Raw genomic sequence first — 19801 nt, 5'->3', positions numbered from 1 at the left:
TTGCACATCCATCGCGATGAAGCGATATACTGACGACGAACCCGCTGCCGCCATCGCCATGACCTCTCTCAGCTTCGAGTTCTACCCGCCCAAGACCGACGAACAGCGTAGTCAGCTGGATCGCACCGCAGCCAAGCTGCGTGGTTTCGGCCCGGAATATGTGTCGTGCACGTTCGGCGCCGGCGGCTCCACGCTCAGCTACACCTCCGAAACGGTACGCCACCTCAAGCAGCACCATCGCTTCGAGGCCGCCCCGCATCTTTCCTGTGTCGGCGGCAGCCGCCAGGAAATCCGCGAACTGCTCAAGCTGTACCGCGCCATCGGCTGCACGCGCATCGTCGCCCTGCGCGGCGACCTGCCCTCCGGCATGGGCCACCCCGGCGACCTGCGTTACGCGGCCGAGCTGATCGATTTCATCCGCGCCGAGCACGGCAACGCGTTCCGGATCGAAGTCGGCGCGTATCCGGAAACCCATCCACAGGCCAGCGATGCACTGGCCGACCTGAAGCACTTCAAGGCCAAGGTGGACGCCGGCGCCGATGCAGCGATCACCCAGTATTTCTACAACGCAGACGCCTACTTCCATTTCGTCGATGCAGTACGCGCGCTCGGCGTCAGCGTGCCGATCGTGCCGGGCATCATGCCGATCTCCAATTTCAGCCAGCTGCGCCGTTTTTCCGAACAGTGCGGCGCGGAAATCCCGCGCTGGATCGGGCGCAAGATGCAGGCCTATGGCGACGACAGCGACTCCATCCGTGCGTTCGGCGCGGAGGTGGTGGCGCAGCTGTGCCAGCGGCTGGTGGAGGGCGGTGCGCCGGGCCTGCATTTCTACACGTTGAACCTGGCCAAGCCGACCACCTCGGTACTGAAACTGCTGCGTAGCTGACGCGATTTCATCGCATGGGCGGGCGCTGGGCGCTACCCTGCAGACAATGAAGATCCTTGCCTGCCTGCCGTTGCTCCTGCTGCTGTCCGCCCTGCCTGCACCGGCCCACGCGCAGCAGGCTCAGCGCTTGAACCGTTGCACCGATGCCGGCGGACAGAGTGTCTACACCGATCGCCCCTGCGAGAGCCTCGGCGCCCGTTCGCGGCTGCCCGAACCCGCCACCGCAGCGGCCGGCAACACCCAGCAGCGCAACACGCTCGGGGCCAGCTGCCCGCGTCGGCTGAGTGAGCTGGTGGGCGCGCTGCGTGGCGCGATGGCCGCCAACGACGTCAATCGGCTTTCCACGCTGTACCTGTGGGGAGCGGTATCCGACGCCGGTGCGCAGCGCATCCTGGGCCAGCTGGAGTCCATCGCACGGCGTCCGCTGGTGGATATCGTGCCGGTCTACCCGCAACGGCAGGAACCGCTGCTGCCGGCGGCCGATGGCATGGTCGAAGCCGGGGACGACCGACCCAACCCGATCGCACTGCGGTTGGAACAGGTACTGCCGGGCACCGCCACGCCGGCGCGCAGCGTGCTGGGACTGCGGCGGCAGTACGGGTGTTTCTGGATCACGCTGTAACCGCTGCGTCGCCGATCTTGAAGCTAGCGCCGTGCCATGCTCGGCGGCGCTCCGTTCCGGGATCGCGATGCCGGACGGGATCGCGATGCCGGACGGGATCGCGATGCCGGACGGGATCGCGATGCCGGACGCGAGCCGCGCTACGCGCTCGCCGGGCATGGCTGTGCCGGTCGTCCTGACCGGCACCCTGCGGGCCGTCGCAAGCGACGTTGGCGGCCGCTCCTGCCGCCGCCTTCGGCGCTACCGGTCGGTCGGACGGTCGGTCAGCCTGTCAGGCTGGCCACAGGCCGCGGATGGCGGCGATGCCCTGGGCGCCGTGGCGGCGGGCGGTGACGATGTCATCGGGCCCCAGTCCGCCCAGCGCGTAGATCGGCAGGGCCACCTGCGCGCGCAGCTCGGCGAAGCGCTCCCAGCCCATCGGATCAGCACCGGGATGGCTGGCCGTGGCCTGCACCGGGCCCAGCACCACGAAATCACAGCCCAATTGCTGTGCGGCGCGCAGCTGCGCCAGGTCATGGCATGAAGCCGCGACCAGCTGGTCGGCCGGCAGCGGCCGCTCCTGCAGCGTGGCCAGTTGCTCGGCCCCCAGGTGCACGCCGACACCGAGCGTGCGGGCCAGGTCGATATCGCGGTTGAGCAGCCACTGCCCTGCACGGCGATGGCCGCGTATCACTGCTTCGCACAGCGCCACGCGCCGCGGATGGTCGGGCGGCAGGCGCAGCTGGATGCGCTGGTGCCCGTCCGCCAGGGCACGTCGCAGCTGCTCGTTCCAGCGCAGCTGGTCGCTGTCGTCGTCGGCCGGCGGCGGGGTGATCAGGTAGCGGTCGGGCTGGCGCAGCGCGGCCACCACCGGCAGGTCGGCCGGCGGCATGGAATAGCGTCCCAGCTTTTCCGGCGCCACCCAGGTGATCGCCTGGCCTTCGCGGCCACGCGGAGTGCCCTTCCAGCTGCGGATATGCCGCACCTCCAGCACCAGGTCCTTGTCCGGGTAACACTGCGGCACGTCCATCAGCCAGTCGCCGACGTCGGCCTCGATGCCGAGTTCTTCGTGCAGTTCGCGGGCCAGCGCCTGTTCGGAGCTTTCGCCGGGTTCGCGTTTGCCGCCTGGGAATTCCCACAGGCCGGCCAGATCGCTGTGTTCAGTGCGACGGTTGAGCAGCACCCGACCGCGTGCGTCGGTGATGACGCCAGCCACCACATGGATGGATCGTTTGGGAGAGGACATGGAGGCAGCATGCCGAAAACGGCGGAGATGACGCAAGCTGCATGGATAGGCCGTGACGACCAGCGGTCCTCACTCACCGGAGCAGCAGCTTGACGGCCAGCGGCCGTCACTACCGGAGCAACAGCGGCTGGCGGCCACCGCAGCGGCCGAACGAAAACGGGCTCCCGAAGGAGCCCGTTGCCGTCCTGCTGCTGCTCAGCGATGGATCAGAACGCCACGTTCCAGTTCAGCTGTGCACCGACTTCGCGCTGGCCATCACCGGCACGGCCCTGCGCGGCGAAGGACAGTCGGCTGCGGCTGGAGGTATTGACCGACACGCCCAGCTCGGCGATGCCGACGTTGCGCGCCAGCGGCAGGCCCTGCACGGTGAAGCCGTCGCTGCCGGCCACGAAGCGGTGCGTCGAGTCCGCGCGCAGCTCACCGGCCGCATTCTGCCAGGCCAGCCCCGCTTCCAGCCGCGCACCGTCCTGCTGGCCGCCACTGATGTCCCACGCGGCGCGCACGCCGGCCGTGGTGGTCCACGCTTCGTCCTTGCTGGCAGCGATCGCCAGGGCGGCACTGCCCCCGGTTTCGACGCCGGCATCGGTGGACAGGCGGGTGTAGGCCACGGCCACGTACGGGGTCAGCGTCATTGCATCGTCGATCTGGAAATCCCAGCCGCCTTCGACGAAACCACTGACCGCATGCGCGTCACGGCGGTTGGCAAGGCTCTGCCCCCATGCCGTGCCGGCACCGACGGTACGCCGGGTATCCAGCTGGTAATCGGCATAGCTGGCGCCGCCGTTGAGGTAGGCAGTGTCGCCGCGGAAACCGACATACAGGCCACCGTGCACAGCATCCACGTCGGTTGTCGCGTTGCGCGCATTGACCTGCTGGCGCAGGGACTCCGGGCCACCGGCCACGCCGACGATCCAGCGCTCGCCGATGCTCCAGTCGGCACCGGCCATCAGGCCCTGGCGGTGGTCGCGGGTGCGTGCTGCACTGCCGTTGCCATCGCGCTGGCTGGAGGCACCGCTGCCGCCGATCCAGGCGGACGGGCCGTCGCCGGCCGGCATGCCGCTGCGCAGGCGCTGGCTGATGCCATCGCGCAGGAAGCGGTCTTCCAGCAGCAGGGCGCGGTTGCTGGCGTGGATTTCACCGGACAGGTCATCAAACGCCAGGCGGGCACTGTCCGCGTCCAGCATCAGCAGGCGGTTGTACAGCGCAAGCGCCTCACCGGACTGCTGCAGCGTATCCAGCGCGGCCGCCGTGGCCAGCTGGTTGCCGGTCGCTGCGGCGGTGACGAACACCTCCAGCGGCGGCGGCGGCGGGGTGACCGGATCGACCGGCGGGGTGATCGGATCCACCGGCGGTTCGACCGGCGGGTCGACCGGATCCACCGGCGGGTCCACCGGCGGATCAACCGGGCCGGTGCCCTTCACGGCGATGTTCAGCCGCACATCGTTGGCGGTGTAGCTCAGCGAAGTATCCAGGAACGCCGAACGCGAGATCACATCGTCGAAGGTACCGGCCACGCCCTGTGCTGCGCTCAGGATCGTGTAGGTCTGCCCGTCCTGGTAGCTGGTGGCCGGATCCAGCGCGGTGACGCGCACGCCGGTGTCGCCCATCTGGCCGACGTTGGCACCCCGCCCGATGTAAGCCTTGCCGGTCACGGTCAGCAGGTCGGCCTGCCCGTTGCCCAGCACGTCCACGTCGAAGAAGGCCTTGTTGGCGACCTGCTCAGGCAGCAACCCGTTGGCGTTGTAGAACAGGTCACCGTCGATGGTCATCGTGCCGACGCCGGCATTGCCCGGCGACAGCGCGCCACCGTTGCGCACATAGGTGGTGCCCACCGTGGCGTTGCCGGCCAGCACGCCGCTGCCGCTGACTTCGGCCAGCGAACTGCGCCGCACTTCGCTGCCCAGCCCCGGGCCGAAATCGATGTTCTGCTGGAAGCCTGCCGCGCCGTTCAGCACCAAGGTGCCGCCGCGCACGTCGATCAGCTGCTGCACGGCCTGGCTGGGGCCTGCGTAGCCTGCACCGGTGTACATGTCCGAATTGATCACCAGGCTGCCGCCGTTGACGGTGATATCGCCACCGAAGGCGCGCAGGTCACCGTCCAGCGTGGTGTTGCCGGCAACCTGGGTCAGTGCGCCGCCATGCAGGTGGCCATTGGACGTTCCCGAGGAAACGGTCTGGATGGTGTTGCCCAGGGTGATGTCACCGGTGTGGTTGAACACCAGCCCGCCCGCGTTTGCGTCCATCGAGATCGCCGCGCCGTCCAGCGTGCCGGCCTGTTCGGCGGCCAGCCACTGCGGGCCGCCATCGGCGACCGACCACGTGGCCATGCCGCCGCCCAGCACCAGGTAGCCGCTCTGGTCCAGCAGGATGCCGCTGCCACCGGCCACCCGCCCACCGTTGTTCACGCTCAACATGCCGTAGGGACCGCGCATCAGCACCGCGCCCACGGTCAGGCCGTTCACCGCTTCGATGGCCGAGCCGGCGCCACTGACACGCGTCTGTTCGTCCAGCAATGCCGGCGACATGGTGACGTCGTTGAGGCCGCCGCTGATGTTCACCGAATCACTGCGGATGACCGCACCATCGAGCACGTCCAGATTGGTGCTGATGGCCATGACACCGGTGTTGCTCCAGCGCGTATCCGCACCGGTGATGCGCGCCGTGCTCGCGGTCGGGCCGAAGCTGTCCTTGATCGCCGCGCGATCGGATTCGATCACGCCACCGGCTTCCAGCAGCAGGTGGTTGCTTGCGTCCACGCGCGCGGCGCGGATCGCCGAGCCTGCGCCGGTCACCACGATGCTGCCGGTCTGGCCGAAATCACCACTGCCCAGTGCGTCGTACTTTTCCGCATTGACCTCGTCGGCAGTAACCACGCCGCCGCCTTCGACACGCAGCGTGCCGTCACCGTTCTGGCCTACCCGCACGGTGGTGGCGTCGACCACCGATCCCGCCCCGCTTACCGTCAGCGTGCCGGTGGCGTTGTTGGAGGTGCCGAGCACCAGATCCTGCGATACCAGCTGGCCGCCGCCACTGACGGTGATCTCACCGCGGCCGCCTTGGGTGGCACCGGACTGGGTGCCGGCGCCGACATAGATGCCGCGACCGGCTTCGACCCGGCCGCCGTCCACGTTGAGGCGACCCTGGCCGACCTGGCCGACCAGCAGGTGGTTGTCGGTGACGATCAGCTCGCCGCCGTTGCGGACGTTGATCGTGCCGCTGCCCGCCGTATCCGAACCCAGGCTGATGCCGAAGTTGTTCACCACCGTATACGCCATGGTGCTGGCGACGCGCCCGCCGTCGATGTCCAGCGAGCCGGTGCCCTGACGGCCGACCAGCAGCTGGCGTGCGGTCAGGCTGGAGCCGGCGCCGCTTACCAGCGCGTTGCCGGTGCCGCCTGCGCCATACCCCAGCGATACGGTGTTGTTGGACGTGGCCGTGCCACCGTCGATCAGCTGCAGGGTGCCGGTGCCTGCCTCGCCGACGCGCAGCGCCGCGCCGGTCATCTGCAGGTAGGCGGTCGGGCCGATCACCCGCAGGGTGCCATTGGCGCCGGCAACCGTGCCCAGCGACACCAGGCCATTGGAGGTCAACTGGCCGCTGCCGACCAGGTCGATCGCCACCGTGCCGGTATTGCCGATGAAGAAGCCGTCGGCGTACGCACGGGTGTCGCCGATCACCTCATCGGAGGTGAAGTCGTAGGGCACGGCGAAGGCCGGTGCCGAGGCGGCACCCAGGCCCAGTGCAGCGACCACGGCGATGCCCAGCGTCGAACGGCGGCGCGCTGCACCGACCGCGCGACCCGGCGAGGACGTGCCGGAGGTGAGTTCGGAGGCGACCTGCATGGCGCCAGTGGCGCGGTTGAAGACCAAGCGGTAAATCCTGTTCATGAAACTCCTTGGATGACGATCAGGACGCGGCGAACCGCGTCGCGCGCGGGGGATGCGCGAGAGACCCTGCGTGTGGAAGAACGCGCGGGGCCTGTGACCCTAAGGGGCGTGTCAGGTTAATCCGAGGGGGTGCGCCCTACTTTCGTGTGGGGATATGCCCTACTTATTGGTCAGAGAATTCCGATTAGCTTCAATCGGTGACAGCAATCACACGAGGCACATCGCATGTGATGTGTTTGTGGTCGCGAATTTCTTGCAATTCATGATCTGTTTTCATGGCAGCAACGACGCGGTCTGCCGCTGGCGCTGCAACCGCGACATGTCGGCGCGACGGATACAGCGCAAAAGAAAGTTCATCGCGCGTTGGCGGGACGTTCCAGGTTGATGTTCACCGGAAGTAGCGAAAGCCGAAGCGGCGATAAGGACGACTGGAAGCTCGCCACATCATCGCTGCTGTCACCTGCGGCAACGATCACGTCGAAACAGGCGCACAGCGATGAACACGGACTCGGCGTGATCCACGTCAGGCAGTGCGCTGAGGTGTCGTAGCCAGTCCTTGCAACTGAGCATAGTTGAGTGCGCTTAGGCACTTGCGATGCCGTCGCTTTTCGCCACGGCGGCGGCGAAACAATCATCGCCCACGGGGCTCATTACCCCCGCTACGGGCGTCAACTTGGACTGCGCCTGCGGATGACGCGTTCCGCCTTGATCCATTTTTTTCCGGGGTGATAAGAATCGAGCCTCACAGAAAAAATGCCTTTCGGACGTTGTCTGACGCTCTGTTCCGCAGAGAGGTGCTGGGAGTGCGATGAACAACGCCCAGAAGGCTGCCATGGCTGGCGGATAGCCGCCGCCTGCGGCGGGTGCAGCGGCCTGACCGAGCGCGCTGCTGCCGGTTTTCGGCGTGATTGGCGGCGTGTCCGGCTTGGCAGTTTGTCCATAAGGAGAAGTCATGTTCCTGGTAAAAACCAGTAATTCCAATGCCGTCGTTCCCGGCTTCCTGCTGGGTTGGCGCGGTGGCGTCATGTTGCCCGACTACACGCGCTACATGGCCACGCTCCCGCTTTTCGCGTTGGCCAACTTCGCTTCGGCCGCGCTGGGAACCTATGCACTGGCTGCTGGCGGCAGCTCGCTCGCATTCATTTCATTTTCCGCCTGCATGGCCATCTTCTCGGCAACGATGTTCACCCAACGCCTGGTGCGGGTCGATTTCCCGCAGGCCGGCGCTACCGCAGTGGCCGCTCCCCTCGCCGTAAGGCTTAACACGTTGTTTCGCGCAGCGAGCCTCGCCGCGACAGGCACGGCATTGATTCGGCTTGAAGGCGATTCGACCAGTCCACTCTTCAAGGTGCTTGGCCTGGGACTGCTCGGGGTAGCCGCCGGGCTGGTACTGGCGCTGCGCCGCGGCGGCGCGCATCCCGCCCAGTGACGGCGCCGACCGCTTACGCTGGATGTGCAGATTGTGCATGAGTTCCGCCCGCAAGCCGCGATGTCGTCATCACCTACGGCTTGAAACGAAGAAGCCCCGCTTGGGCGGGGCTTCTTTTTCATCACTACACGCTGTCGATCAGCTCAGCTGGCCGTGGCAGTGCTTGTACTTCTTGCCGCTGCCGCACGGGCACGGATCGTTGCGACCGATCTTCGGCTCGCCGCCCTGCGCCAGGCCGTCCTGCTGCGCGGCCTGCACCTGCGCGGCTTCTTCGTCGGCGCCGTAGCCGCCGGCATCCTGGTGCTGGAACTGCGACTGGCTCAGGCGCGCCTGCACCTGCTGGCGTTCGGCCGCTTCCAGTGCCGCCACTTCCTCGTCGCTGCGGATGCGCACGCGCGAGAGCATGGTCACCACTTCGCGCTTGACGTCTTCCAGCATGCCGGAGAACAGCTCGAACGCTTCCTTCTTGTATTCCTGCTTGGGCTGCTTCTGCGCGTAACCACGCAGGTAGATGCCCTGGCGCAGGTAATCCATGCGTGCCAGGTGCTCCTTCCAGCTCTGGTCGAGCACGGTCAGCATGACGTGCTTTTCCAGCGCGCGCATGGTCTCCGGGCCGACGCCGGTTTCCTTCGCTTCGAAGTGCGCGTTGACGCGCTCCTGCACCTTCTGCGCGATGCCTTCGGCGTCCAGTTCTTCGTGGGCCTTGACCAGGTCGGTGACCGACATCTCCAGGCCGAAATCGGACAGCAGCGTGGCTTCCAGGCCCGGCAGGTCCCACTGTTCGTCGATCGAGTTCGGCGGCACGAAGCGCGCCACGATGTCGAACACAACGTCGTCGCGGATGCCATCGACGTTGTCCTTCACCGACTCGGCGTCCAGCAGCTCATCGCGCTGGGCGTAGATCACCTTGCGCTGGTCGTTGTTGACGTCGTCGAAGTCCAGCAGGTTCTTGCGGATGTCGAAGTTGTGCGCTTCCACCTTGCGCTGCGCCTTTTCGATCTGGCGGCTGACCAGGCGGTCTTCGATGACGTCGTCTTCCTTCATGCCCATCATGCGCATCGCCTTCTGCACCCAGTCCGAGGCGAAGATGCGCATCAGGTTGTCTTCCAGCGACAGGTAGAAACGGGACGAACCCGGGTCACCCTGGCGGCCGGAACGGCCACGCAGCTGGTTGTCGATACGACGCGATTCGTGGCGCTCGGTGCCGACGATGTGCAGGCCGCCGGCGGCCTTGACCGCGTCATGGCGGACCTGCCATTCGGCCTTGGCGCTGGCGCGCTGCGCGTCGCTGGCTTCTTCGCCCATTTCATGCAGTTCGGTTTCCAGCGAACCGCCCAGCACGATGTCGGTACCGCGACCGGCCATGTTGGTGGCGATGGTCACCGCGCCCGGACGACCGGCATTGGCGACGATGGTCGCTTCGCGGTCATGCTGCTTGGCGTTGAGCACTTCGTGGTGCACGCCGGCCTTGCGCAGGTGCTCGGACAGCATCTCCGAGGTTTCGATCGAGGTGGTGCCGACCAGCACCGGCTGGCCGCGCTTGTTGCATTCCTGGATGTCGGCCAGCACCGCGTTGAACTTGCCCTGGCGGTTGAGGAACACCTGGTCCGGCGAGTCCTTGCGGATGGTCGGGCGGTTGGTCGGGATGACCACCACTTCCAGGTTGTAGATGCTCTGGAATTCGAACGCTTCGGTATCGGCGGTGCCGGTCATGCCGGACAGCTTGCCGTACATGCGGAACAGGTTCTGGAAGGTGATGCTGGCCAGGGTCTGGTTTTCACGCTGGACCGGCACGCCTTCCTTCGCTTCCACGGCCTGGTGCAGGCCGTCGGACCAGCGGCGACCGGCCAGGGTGCGGCCGGTGAACTCATCGACGATGACCACTTCGCCATCGCGCACGATGTAATCCACGTCGCGCTGGTAGATGGCGTGCGCGCGCAGGGCGGCGTTGAGGTGGTGTACCACGGTCAGGTTCTGCGCGGCGTACAGGCCTTCGGTTTCCGCATCGAGGATGCCGGCTTCCACCAGCAGGCGCTCGGCGTGTTCCATGCCCGCTTCGGACAGGTGCACCTGCTTGCCCTTCTCGTCGATCCAGAAATCGCCGTCGCCCTCTTCGCTTTCCTGCTTGACCAGGTTCGGCACGATGCGGTTGACGCGGATGTACAGCTCCGGGGAATCATCGGCCGGACCGGAGATGATCAGCGGGGTACGCGCTTCGTCGATCAGGATGGAGTCGACTTCATCGACGATGGCGTAGTGCAGGCCGCGCTGGTAGCGGTCGGCCTTGGACAGCGCCATGTTGTCGCGCAGGTAGTCGAAGCCGAATTCGTTGTTGGTACCGTAGGTGATGTCGCTGCCGTAGGCTTCGCGCTTGTCGCCGTGCGGCATGCCCGGGTAGACCACGCCCACGCTCAGGCCCAGCCAGTTGTACAGCTTGCCCATCTGCGCCGAGTCACGGCGGGCCAGGTAGTCGTTCACCGTGACCACGTGGACGCCCTTGCCTTCCAGCGCGTTCAGGTACACCGGCAGGGTCGCCACCAGGGTCTTGCCTTCACCGGTGCGCATCTCGGCGATCTTGCCCAGGTGCAGCACCATGCCGCCGATCAGCTGCACATCGTAGTGACGCATGCCGAGGACGCGGCGGCTGGCTTCGCGGCAGACCGCGAACGCTTCCGGCAGCACCTTGTCCAAGGCCTCGCCGTCGGCGATGCGCTGCTTGAACTCCGGCGTCTTGGCCTGGAGCTGCGCATCGCTGAGCTTCTCCATGTCCGGCTCCAGCGCATTGACCTTGGCGACGATGCGGTTGAGCTGGCGCAGCTGTCGTTCATTACGACTGCCGAAAACGCGGGTAAGCAGGCTGTTGATCATTGAGGGAACCGGTTGTCAGGTGAACGCCGGCACGGCTCCCTTCAGGAATCCGCCCGCCGCAAACGAAACGGGGCGCCCAGCGCCCCGTCGATGGCATCACCCATTGTAACTTGGGATGGAGGTCGGGGGTTTCAAGCGCTTGGCGGTTCGCGGGCCGGGGGGCCGGCATCGCCATGTTCGGCGGTCGCGGTAGCGCATGTGACGACCAACGGTCGCCACCCACCACTGCGGGGCCCTGAGGCTGCCGCTGCGCTCGCCGGGCATGGCCCGGCGCTACCGCAGGACGATCAGCCGCGGGAAACGCGCCCCACCGGCGTGTTGCCGCCATCGCCGAGGAACTTGCGCGGATTGACCACCCGGCCGCTTTCCCAGACTTCGAAGTGCACGTGGGCACCGGTGGAACGACCGGTGGAACCGGCCTTGGCCACTTCCTGCCCGGCACGGACCAGGTCACCGACCTTCACCACCAGGCGCGAGTTGTGCGCGTAACGGGTGACATAGCCGTTGCCATGGTCGACATCGACCACGTTGCCGTAGCCGCCCTTCACGCCGGAGAAGCTCACCACGCCGTCGGCCACCGACATCACCGGGTCACCGACCTTGGCATGGAAATCGATGCCCTTGTGGTTGCCGGCACCGCGGCCGAACGGATCGGCGCGGGTGCCGAAGCCGGAGGTGACGTAGCTGTTGCGGATCGGCATGCGCGAGGGCACCGCGTTCTGCTGCAGCTGGTGGTCGAACATCAGCGATTCCATCACCGAAAGCTGGCTGCCTGAAGCAGCGAAACGCTGCTCCAGCACCTGTAAGTCGGCGTTGATGTCCTTCACCGGGATGTCCACGGTCGGGCCGCCGGCATCGCCGTCACCCAGGCCGGGGGTTTCCTGGAAGTCGAACTCGCCGTCTTCCAGCTTGCCCATCTGGGTCAGGCGCTCACCCAGGGCGTTGAGCCGGGTGGCCTGCGCCTGCAGCTCGCCGAGGCGGGCCGCCAGTGCGTTGACTTCGGTCTGCGACTGCAGGCGTACCTGCGCCAGTTCGCGTTCCTGGCGGTCGACCTTGGCCTGCAGGCGGGAGTCGCCGAGCAGGTTGGCGCCCATTCCACCGGCGAAGCCGATAATGCAGCCCATGCCCAGCACGCTGCCCAAAAGGGCGCGGGGGCGGTCTTCGAAATAGAAGCGAAGACGCGCAAGGGGCGTTTTTGCCTTTCCATCACGCGTTTTGATTACGATCTTTTTAAATGCCATCAGTGAGTTTTCATGTCTGAGCCGAAATCCAGTACCCGTCCTGCCTCAGCACCGAAACCGGCACTGGATGCAGTCATGGGTGACAAGAGCGGGAACCCGCTGCGTCGTGCCTTGTGGCTCGATGCGTTGGACCTGCAGTTGCGCCCCCATCTGCCGCCCAGCCTGCGCAGCCATTGCCGGCTGGCCAACGTGAACGACGAGCACCTCGTTTTTCTCGTTGAATCTCCCGTGTGGCATGCCAAGGTGCGGCTTGCCGAAGCACAGTTGATCAACGCGGCCCGGTCCATCGGGCTGAAGGCCACCAAAGTGACCATCAAGACTGCGTCCCCCGCTCCACCACGCTCCCCAGCGATCGATAACCGGAATGGACCCCACGCAGTTTCAGCCGCCACGCACAAAGGGCTACGCGACGCCTTGGCTAGCCTCCAGGACACGAAACCGTCCAGGTCCTGATGACGGCGGAGCATCCGGCTCCGCTTCCCCGCGATGCCAACATTCCGTGGAAGTGGCGTGAAACATTTGCGAGGACCGTGGGGCATCCTAACGGCGGATGGCCGATCAGTCGTTAGGGTTTTGTTATTTAAACGTTAAGTTCAGGCTTCCGGCGGAACAGGTTCACAAACTGTGACGCGCTGATCGCTTGGACGCGGCGCGTCACTCAGTGCCGCGCCGCAAACGCAAACGCCGCCCGAAGGCGGCGTCAACCTGTTGAATATCAAGCCTTTTATCAGGCGTATGCGGGTGCGCCGTAAGCGACAGGTTCGGCTGCAGCAGGTGATTCGTAGCTCACCCACTCCCAAGCGGTGGCATCGGCCATCAGGGCCCGCACCAGCTTGTTGTTCAGTGCATGGCCCGACTTGAATCCTTCATAGGCGCCCAGTACCTGGCCGCCGGCCAGGTAGAGATCGCCGATCGCGTCGAGGATCTTGTGACGGACGAACTCGTCGGCGTAGCGCAGGCCGTCTTCGTTCAGCACGCGGAACTCGTCCAGCACGATGGCGTTGTCCATCGACCCGCCAAGGCCGAGGTTGCGCTCGCGCATGTATTCCAGATCGCGCATGAAGCCGAATGTGCGCGCCCGGGAGATTTCCTTGGTGTAGGCCAGGGTCGAGAACTCGATTTCCTGCCGCGACTGCTTGGCCGGGATCATCGGGTGGTCGAACTGGATGGTGAAACCCAGCTTGTAGCCTTCATACGGGTCGAAGCGCGCGACCTTGTCGCCTTCGGTGACTTCGACGGTCTTCAGCACGCGGATGAAGCGCTTGGCCGCGTCCTGTTCGATGATGCCCGCCGACTGCAGCAGGAACACGAACGGACCGGACGAACCGTCCATGATCGGCAGTTCGGCCGACGACAGTTCGACGATGATGTTGTCCACACCCATGCCGGCCAATGCCGACATCAGATGTTCGACGGTCTGGATCTTGGCATCGTTGCAGGTCAGGCCGGTGCACAGGGTGACCTCGGTGACGAGCTCTGCCTTGGCCGGCACGTCGACCACCGGGTCCAGGTCCACGCGACGGAACACGATGCCATGGTTGACCGGTGCCGGGCGCAGGGTCATGTAGACCTTGTCACCACTGTGCAGGCCAACGCCGGTGGCACGGATCGTGTTCTTGAGGGTACGTTGCGGGATCATGGGGTGTGGCCAAGTGCATGCGGCGGGCCGCGATGGCCTGCCCAGGGGGTGGGACAGATTAACACGCGACCGCCCCTACCCCGGCTGAAGCCAAGCGGGTCACGGCGCGATGCAGGTGCAGCTCACGCATGACAGGGCGGCCGGGCCCATCCTGGCCCGGCGCCTGCAATGCAGGACATGGTGCTTGCCGCCGGGGAGGACAACCCCGGCGTCGGCGATCAGTCCGCCTGGCGGCGCAGGAACGCCGGGATGTCCAGGTAGTCGTTGGGCAGTTCGGCGGTCGGCGTGGTGGCGCTGCTGGACGCCGACGACGAGGGAGCCGAGGAGGTCGCAACGCTGTCGCTGCTTGCCCGACGCAGGCCCAGGCCCACGCCGCCGACGGCCTTGGACACGGCGTCGCCGCCGTTGTCGAAGTCGGAGAACTCCGGCTGGCCGGTGGTGGCGTTGCGGACCAGCTTGATCGGCGCACGCTCGCCCGGACGCTGGGTCTTGCCGGCAACGACGCGGTTCAGGCCGGTGGCGACCACGGTGACGCGTACTTCGTCCTGCATGTCCGGATCCAGCACGGTGCCGACCACGACGGTGGCGTCTTCCGATGCGAAGCCGTCGATGGTGCGGCCGATCTCGTCGAATTCGGCCATGGTGAAGTCCGCGCCGGCGGTGATGTTGACCAGAATGCCGTTGGCGCCGGCCAGGTTCACATCGTCCAGCAGCGGGTTCTGGATGGCCGATTCGGCCGCGGCCTGCGCCCGATCATCGCCGCGGGCGGTGCCGGTGCCCATCATCGCCAGGCCCATTTCGGACATCACGGTGCGCACGTCGGCGAAGTCGACGTTGATCAGGCCCGGACGCACGATCAGGTCGGCAATGCCCTGCACGGCGCCCTGCAGCACGTCGTTGGCGGCACGGAAGGCCTGGATCATGGTGGCGTTGCGGCCCAGCACGGTGATCAGCTTTTCGTTCGGGATGGTGATTAGCGAGTCGCAATGCTGGCTCAGCTCCTCGATGCCCTTCAGTGCGACCTGCATGCGGCGACGGCCTTCGAACGGGAACGGCTTGGTGACCACGGCCACGGTCAGGATGCCCATTTCCTTGGCCAGCTGTGCCACCACCGGCGCAGCGCCGGTACCGGTGCCGCCGCCCATGCCGGCGGTGATGAAGACCATGTCCGCACCCTGCAGCGCGTCCATGATGCGTTCGCGGTCTTCCAGCGCGGCCTGGCGGCCGACTTCCGGATTGGCGCCAGCGCCCAGGCCCTTGGTGACGTTGGTGCCCAGCTGCAGCTGCAGCTTCGCACCGCAATTCTTGATGGCCTGCGAATCGGTGTTGGCGGTGATGAATTCCACCCCGTCCACCGCAGAGTTGACCATGTGCGCCACGGCGTTGCCGCCGCCGCCGCCCACGCCAACGACCTTGATCACCGCATTGGGTGCCATCTTTTCGATCAGTTCAAAATGCGCCATGTCCGTGTCCTCGGTTGTATCCGCTTCCTTTGGCATGTTGCGGGGGAGGCATCCTGCCTTCCGCTGCATGCCGCCGTTGCGGCTGTAGTGGTGTGTTGTTGCGATGTGTTGCGGTGTTGCGGTGTTGCGTCTCAAAGCAGCCGGCCGGGGCCGGCATTGCCGCGGTCAGAACTCACCGCGGAACCACGTTTTCAGTTTCTTGAACATGCTTCCCGCGCGCCCGGCCGGCAGTGACGGCCGGCGCGGATGCTCGATCTGGCTGCCCATCAGCAGCAGGCCGACGCCGGTCGCGTGGACGGGGTTGCCGACCACTTCGCCCAGCCCGGTGACGTGCTGCGGAATGCCCACACGTACGGGCATCTGCAGCATTTCCTCGGCCAGTTCGACCACGCCTTCCATCTTCGAAGCACCGCCGGTGAGCACCATGCCGGCGCGCACCAGTTCTTCGAAGCCGGAACGGCGCAGTTCGGCCTGCACCATTTCAAAGATTTCCTCATAACGCCCCTGCACGGCCTGGGCGAGTGCATGGCGCGGCATGCGGCGCGGCGGGCGGTCACCGACGCTCGGCACCTGGATGCTTTCCTCGGCGGTGGCCAGCTGGGCCAGCGCACAGGCGTAACGCACCTTGATCTGCTCCGCTTCCGGGGTCGGCGTGCGCAGCATGTGGGCGATGTCGTTGGTGACGTGGTCACCGGCGATCGGCAGCGAGGCGGTGTGGCAGATCGCGCCCTGCACGAACACCGCGATGTCGGTGGTGCCCGCGCCCATGTCCACCAGCACCACGCCCAGTTCGCGCTCGTCGGCGGTCAGCACCGCCACGCTGGAGGCCAGCGAAGACAGCACCAGGTCGTCCACCTGCAGGCCGCAGCGCTGCACGCACTTGCTGATGTTGGCTGCAGCGGACTGCGCGCAGACCACCAGGTGGGCGTGTACTTCCAGGCGCACGCCGGTCATGCCGACCGGATTGCGGATGCCTTCCTGCGAATCGTCCAGCACGTATTCGCGCGGGATGGCATGCAGGATCTTCTGGTCAGCCGGGATCGCCACGGCCTTGGCCGCGTCGAGCACCCGGTCCAGGTCGCCCCAGGTCACTTCGCCATCGCGGATCGGCACGATGCCGGGCGAGTTCTTGCACTGCACGTGGTTGCCGGAGATCGAGGCGTACACCGAACGGATCTCGCAGCCGGCCATCAGCTCGGCTTCTTCCACCGCCCGCTGGATCGACTGCACCGTCGATTCGATGTCCACCACCACGCCGCGCTTGAGGCCACGCGATTCGTGCGATCCGATGCCGATCACCTCGATCGGGTTGCCCGGCGAGTACTCACCCACCAGCGCCACCACCTTGGAGGTGCCGATGTCGAGGCCGACGATCAACGATTTGTCACCCTTGCGATTCATGTCCTGTCCTGCGTTTTCTTCGGCGCTGCGGCCGGCGGTTCACCCCAGCTGAGGGTGAAGCCATTGGTGTATCGGAGGTCGGCGCGCTCGATCGGCGCGGCCTGGCTGGCCAACTGCGGCAACACACGTACATAGCGCTGCAGGCGCGAACGCGCATCGTCGCGCCCCACCACCACTTCGGTGCCGTTGCTCAGCAGCAGCGACCAGCTGCCACGCGCGTCCATGCTCAACCGGGTCACGTCCAGCCCGGACGGGGCAAACATCGAACGCGCCTCGTTGTACAGGGTCACCACTTCTTCGGTCTGGCTGTCCGGGCCATCCAGCTGCGGCAGCTGCAGGTCGGCCAGCTTCTTCGGCGTGGGGAACAGCTTGCCCTGCTCGGACAGCAGGCGATCGTTGCCCCAGCGCGCGAACGGCTTGTGTTCGACCAGCGTCACTTCCAGCACGTCCGGCCACTGCTTGCGCACGCGGGCGCTTTCCACCCACGGCAGGCGCTCGATGCTGTCCTGGGCGTCCTGCAGGCGCACCGCGAAGAAGCCGGCGTGCGCATACGGCAGCAGTACCTTCTGCAGCTGTTCGGCCGGCACCCGCTTGAACTCACCGTGCACGCGCAGCTTGGCCAGCGGCCAGCGTTCGGCGCCCACCCAGCCGTTGAGCACGGCCACCACGGGCAGTGCCACCACGGACAGGGCGATCAGCCAGACGAAGATGCGCAGCACCGCGTTCATGCGTGGCGATTCTCCTGCGACGGGTCGGCCAGGGTCTGTTCCAGCACGCGCCAGACCAGCTCTTCGAAACCAATACCGGCCTGCCCGGCCGCCTTGGGCACCAGCGAGTGGCTGGTCATGCCCGGGGCGGTGTTCACTTCCAGCAGGAACAGGCGGCCGGTACTGCGGTCACGCATCACGTCCACCCGGCCCCAGCCGCGGCAGCCGGCGGCGCGGAAGGCGGCCAGCGCGAGGTGCCGGATGGCCTCTTCGTCCGCACCGTCCAGGCCCGGGCACAGGTACTGGGTATCGTCGGCCTTGTACTTGGCGTCGTAGTCGTACCACTGGCCTTTCGGCACGATGCGGATCGACGGCAGCGCGACATCGCCGAGGATGCCGACGGTGAGCTCATCGCCGACCACCATCTGTTCCATCAGCAGCTGGCCGTCGTAGCGGGTGGCCAGCGCCACCGCTTCGTCCAGGCCGGCGTCGTCGAAGACCCGGCTGATGCCGACGCTGGAGCCTTCGTTGGCCGGCTTGACCACCACCGGCAGGCCCAGCTCGGCGGCCTGCGCATGCACGTCCGCTGCGGTCACCTTGCGGTACTTCGGGGTGGGCAGGCCGACCGACAGCCACACCTGCTTGGTGCGGATCTTGTCCATGCTCAACGCCGAACCCAGCACGTCAGAGCCGGTGTACGGCACGCCGAAGGCTTCCAGCAGGCCCTGCACGATGCCGTCCTCGCCCCCGCCGTTGTGGCCGTGCAGGATGTTGAAGACACGATCGACCTCGCCGGCGACCAGCGCCCTGGACAGGGCCGGGATGCCATCGATGGCGAACGCGTTCACCCCGCGCGCCTGCAGCGCCTCGAGCACGTTGCGGCCGGAATCCAGCGACACTTCACGTTCGCTGGAGGTGCCGCCGAGGAGCACGCCGACCCGACCGAAGTCGGCCGGATCGCTGCTGCGCGGCGCCGGGAAAGCAAAGCCGCTCATGCCTGGCCCTCCACGCTGAAGCCTTCGGTGGCGATCTGCTGTGCCACCGCGCCGATGTCACCTGCACCCATCATCAGCAACAGGTCACCGTCCTGCAGTACATCGGGCAGCACGTGTGCCAGCTCGGCGGCCTTGCCGACCACCACCGGTTCACCACGGCCGCGTGCGCGGATGGCGCGCGCCAGCGCTTCGGAGTCGGCGCCGGCGATCGGTTCTTCACCGGCCGGGTAGACCTCGCTCAGCACCAGCGCATCGACGCTGGACAGCACCGCGGCGAACTTGTCGAACTGGTCGCGGGTACGGCTGTAGCGGTGCGGCTGGAAGGCCACCACCAGGCGCTTGTCGGCCCAGCCACCGCGGGCGGCGGCGAACACTGCCTCCAGCTCGCTGGGATGGTGTCCGTAATCATCGATGACCTGGACCCTGGCGCCGCTGGCGGTGGTGACTTCACCCAGGTCGTTGAAGCGGCGACCGACGCCGGCGAAGCTTTCCAGCGCGCGCGCGATGGCATCCGGGGCCACGCCCAGCTGCCAGCCGACCGCGGCGGCGGCCAGCGCGTTGAGCACGTTGTGCCTGCCCGGCAGGGCCAGCAGCACTTCCTGGCTGGTGCCCTGCGGCAGGCGCAGGGTGAAGCGCATCCGCGCCCCTTCCTGCACCACGTTTTCGGCGCGCACGTCGGCGTGGTCGCTGAGGCCGTAGCTCATCACGTGGCGCGGCGTCTTCGCCGCCAGCGCGGCCACTTCCGGGTCATCGATGCACAGCACGGCCAGGCCGTAGAACGGCAGCCGCTGCAGGAATTCGGCGAACGCTGCCTGCACCCGGGCAAAGTCGTTGCCGTAGTTTTCCAGGTGGTCGGCATCGATGTTGGTGATGATCGACATCAGCGGATTCAGGCGCAGGAAGCTGCCATCGCTTTCGTCGGCCTCGGCCACCAGCCACTGGCCACTGCCCAGCTTGGCATTGGCTCCGGCCGCCAGCAGCTGGCCACCGATGACGAAGGTCGGATCCAGTCCACCTTCGCTCAGCACCGCCGCGGTGAGGCTGGTGGTGGTGGTCTTGCCGTGCGTGCCCGCCACCGCGATGCCGCGGCGGAAGCGCATCAGTTCGGCCAGCATGGCCGCGCGCGGCATGATAGGGATGCGCTGGCTGCGCGCTTCCATCAGTTCCGGGTTGTCTTCGCGGATCGCGCTGGACACCACCACGCAATCGGTGCCGAGCACGTTGGCAGCGGAGTGGCCGCGCATGATGCGCGCGCCGAGGCCGGCCAGGCGACGGGTCGCGGTGTTGTCGGCGTTGTCCGAACCGGACACTTCATAGCCCAGCGTCAGCATCACTTCGGCGATGCCGCTCATGCCGGTGCCACCGATGCCGACGAAATGCACGCGCGGGAACGCGCGCACCAGGTCGTTGGTGTCGTGCAGGCGGCGGATCATGCGCA

Annotated in this window: 15 protein-coding genes; 4 read left to right on the top strand and 11 right to left on the bottom strand. The window is 66.6% G+C overall.

What is annotated here, in order from left to right; translation table 11 throughout:
- The first annotated feature begins 58 nt into the window (after positions 1-58).
- Positions 59-886: a methylenetetrahydrofolate reductase [NAD(P)H] gene (gene metF / locus ABB28_RS06280; RefSeq protein WP_057507844.1), complete on the top strand. Its 828-nt coding sequence runs from the start codon at positions 59-61 to the stop codon at positions 884-886.
- 46 nt (positions 887-932) lie between these two features.
- Positions 933-1508 (top strand): DUF4124 domain-containing protein, encoded by a 576-nt coding sequence (locus tag ABB28_RS06275; protein WP_057507821.1) that lies wholly within the window; start codon positions 933-935, stop codon positions 1506-1508.
- Positions 1509-1779: 271 nt separating this feature from the next.
- Here ABB28_RS06275 and ABB28_RS06270 read toward each other — a convergent pair whose 3' ends face one another.
- The 3 genes from ABB28_RS06270 to ABB28_RS17970 all read right to left on the bottom strand — a co-directional run bounded on the left by ABB28_RS06270 (position 1780) and on the right by ABB28_RS17970 (position 7574).
- Positions 1780-2733, bottom strand: a complete 954-nt coding sequence (locus ABB28_RS06270; RefSeq protein WP_057507820.1) for a Nudix family hydrolase — start codon at positions 2731-2733, stop codon at positions 1780-1782.
- 206 nt (positions 2734-2939) lie between these two features.
- Positions 2940-6620, bottom strand: a complete 3681-nt coding sequence (locus tag ABB28_RS06265; RefSeq protein WP_057507819.1) for an autotransporter outer membrane beta-barrel domain-containing protein — start codon at positions 6618-6620, stop codon at positions 2940-2942.
- A 582-nt stretch (positions 6621-7202) separates the two neighbouring features.
- Positions 7203-7574: a hypothetical protein gene (locus ABB28_RS17970; RefSeq protein WP_152983410.1), complete on the bottom strand. Its 372-nt coding sequence runs from the start codon at positions 7572-7574 to the stop codon at positions 7203-7205.
- On the opposite strand from ABB28_RS17970, the gene ABB28_RS06260 reads away from it, so the two are divergent.
- Positions 7573-8049 carry a hypothetical protein gene (locus ABB28_RS06260; protein WP_057507818.1) on the top strand — a complete coding sequence of 159 codons (477 nt, stop codon included), beginning with the start codon at positions 7573-7575 and terminating at the stop codon, positions 8047-8049. The genes ABB28_RS17970 and ABB28_RS06260 overlap by 2 nt on opposite strands.
- A gap of 138 nt (positions 8050-8187) precedes the next feature.
- Here ABB28_RS06260 and secA read toward each other — a convergent pair whose 3' ends face one another.
- Both secA and ABB28_RS06250 read right to left on the bottom strand, forming a co-directional pair.
- A complete protein-coding gene (secA, locus tag ABB28_RS06255; RefSeq protein WP_057507817.1) occupies positions 8188-10917 on the bottom strand; it encodes a preprotein translocase subunit SecA in 2730 nt (909 codons plus the stop codon).
- A gap of 287 nt (positions 10918-11204) precedes the next feature.
- Positions 11205-12158 (bottom strand): M23 family metallopeptidase, encoded by a 954-nt coding sequence (locus ABB28_RS06250; protein ID WP_057507816.1) that lies wholly within the window; start codon positions 12156-12158, stop codon positions 11205-11207.
- 12 nt (positions 12159-12170) lie between these two features.
- On the opposite strand from ABB28_RS06250, the gene ABB28_RS06245 reads away from it, so the two are divergent.
- On the top strand, positions 12171-12611 hold the full coding sequence (locus ABB28_RS06245) for a DciA family protein (protein ID WP_042613655.1): 441 nt from the start codon (positions 12171-12173) through the stop codon (positions 12609-12611).
- Positions 12612-12885: 274 nt separating this feature from the next.
- Here ABB28_RS06245 and lpxC read toward each other — a convergent pair whose 3' ends face one another.
- The 6 genes from lpxC to murC all read right to left on the bottom strand — a co-directional run bounded on the left by lpxC (position 12886) and on the right by murC (position 19796).
- Entirely contained in the window at positions 12886-13797 is a 912-nt protein-coding gene (gene lpxC / locus ABB28_RS06240; protein WP_057507815.1) for a UDP-3-O-acyl-N-acetylglucosamine deacetylase, read from the bottom strand.
- Between the two features lie 218 nt (positions 13798-14015).
- Positions 14016-15260: a cell division protein FtsZ gene (ftsZ, locus tag ABB28_RS06235; protein ID WP_057507814.1), complete on the bottom strand. Its 1245-nt coding sequence runs from the start codon at positions 15258-15260 to the stop codon at positions 14016-14018.
- A gap of 165 nt (positions 15261-15425) precedes the next feature.
- The gene (gene ftsA, locus ABB28_RS06230) at positions 15426-16661 is read right to left on the bottom strand and encodes a cell division protein FtsA (protein WP_042613652.1); all 1236 of its coding nucleotides are present in this window, start codon (positions 16659-16661) and stop codon (positions 15426-15428) included.
- Positions 16658-17389 carry a cell division protein FtsQ/DivIB gene (locus ABB28_RS06225; protein WP_057507813.1) on the bottom strand — a complete coding sequence of 244 codons (732 nt, stop codon included), beginning with the start codon at positions 17387-17389 and terminating at the stop codon, positions 16658-16660. Before ABB28_RS06225 ends, ftsA begins: the two co-directional genes overlap by 4 nt.
- Positions 17386-18363: a D-alanine--D-alanine ligase gene (locus ABB28_RS06220; protein ID WP_057507812.1), complete on the bottom strand. Its 978-nt coding sequence runs from the start codon at positions 18361-18363 to the stop codon at positions 17386-17388. Before ABB28_RS06220 ends, ABB28_RS06225 begins: the two co-directional genes overlap by 4 nt.
- On the bottom strand, positions 18360-19796 hold the full coding sequence (murC, locus tag ABB28_RS06215; protein ID WP_057507811.1) for a UDP-N-acetylmuramate--L-alanine ligase: 1437 nt from the start codon (positions 19794-19796) through the stop codon (positions 18360-18362). The genes ABB28_RS06220 and murC overlap by 4 nt, the downstream gene beginning before the upstream one ends.
- Positions 19797-19801: the final 5 nt, after the last annotated feature.

This window comes from Stenotrophomonas chelatiphaga (genome assembly GCF_001431535.1).
Lineage (GTDB): Bacteria > Pseudomonadota > Gammaproteobacteria > Xanthomonadales > Xanthomonadaceae > Stenotrophomonas > Stenotrophomonas chelatiphaga.
The sequence above is the reverse complement of the archived record's forward strand: the minus strand, read 5'-3'. Positions and strand labels throughout refer to the sequence as shown.

Coding starts and splice junctions, on each gene's coding strand:
- lpxC (WP_057507815.1), bottom strand. CDS start 13,797: ATGATCCCGCAACGTACCCTCAAGAACACGATCCGTGCCACCGGCGTT.
- ftsZ (WP_057507814.1), bottom strand. CDS start 15,260: ATGGCGCATTTTGAACTGATCGAAAAGATGGCACCCAATGCGGTGATC.
- murC (WP_057507811.1), bottom strand. CDS start 19,796: ATGATCCGCCGCCTGCACGACACCAACGACCTGGTGCGCGCGTTCCCG.
- ABB28_RS06220 (WP_057507812.1), bottom strand. CDS start 18,363: ATGAGCGGCTTTGCTTTCCCGGCGCCGCGCAGCAGCGATCCGGCCGAC.
- ABB28_RS06265 (WP_057507819.1), bottom strand. CDS start 6,620: ATGAACAGGATTTACCGCTTGGTCTTCAACCGCGCCACTGGCGCCATG.
- secA (WP_057507817.1), bottom strand. CDS start 10,917: ATGATCAACAGCCTGCTTACCCGCGTTTTCGGCAGTCGTAATGAACGA.
- ftsA (WP_042613652.1), bottom strand. CDS start 16,661: ATGAATCGCAAGGGTGACAAATCGTTGATCGTCGGCCTCGACATCGGC.
- ABB28_RS06275 (WP_057507821.1), top strand. CDS start 933: ATGAAGATCCTTGCCTGCCTGCCGTTGCTCCTGCTGCTGTCCGCCCTG.
- ABB28_RS06245 (WP_042613655.1), top strand. CDS start 12,171: ATGTCTGAGCCGAAATCCAGTACCCGTCCTGCCTCAGCACCGAAACCG.
- ABB28_RS06225 (WP_057507813.1), bottom strand. CDS start 17,389: ATGAACGCGGTGCTGCGCATCTTCGTCTGGCTGATCGCCCTGTCCGTG.
- ABB28_RS17970 (WP_152983410.1), bottom strand. CDS start 7,574: ATGACTTCTCCTTATGGACAAACTGCCAAGCCGGACACGCCGCCAATC.
- ABB28_RS06260 (WP_057507818.1), top strand. CDS start 7,573: ATGTTCCTGGTAAAAACCAGTAATTCCAATGCCGTCGTTCCCGGCTTC.
- ABB28_RS06250 (WP_057507816.1), bottom strand. CDS start 12,158: ATGGCATTTAAAAAGATCGTAATCAAAACGCGTGATGGAAAGGCAAAA.
- ABB28_RS06270 (WP_057507820.1), bottom strand. CDS start 2,733: ATGTCCTCTCCCAAACGATCCATCCATGTGGTGGCTGGCGTCATCACC.
- metF (WP_057507844.1), top strand. CDS start 59: ATGACCTCTCTCAGCTTCGAGTTCTACCCGCCCAAGACCGACGAACAG.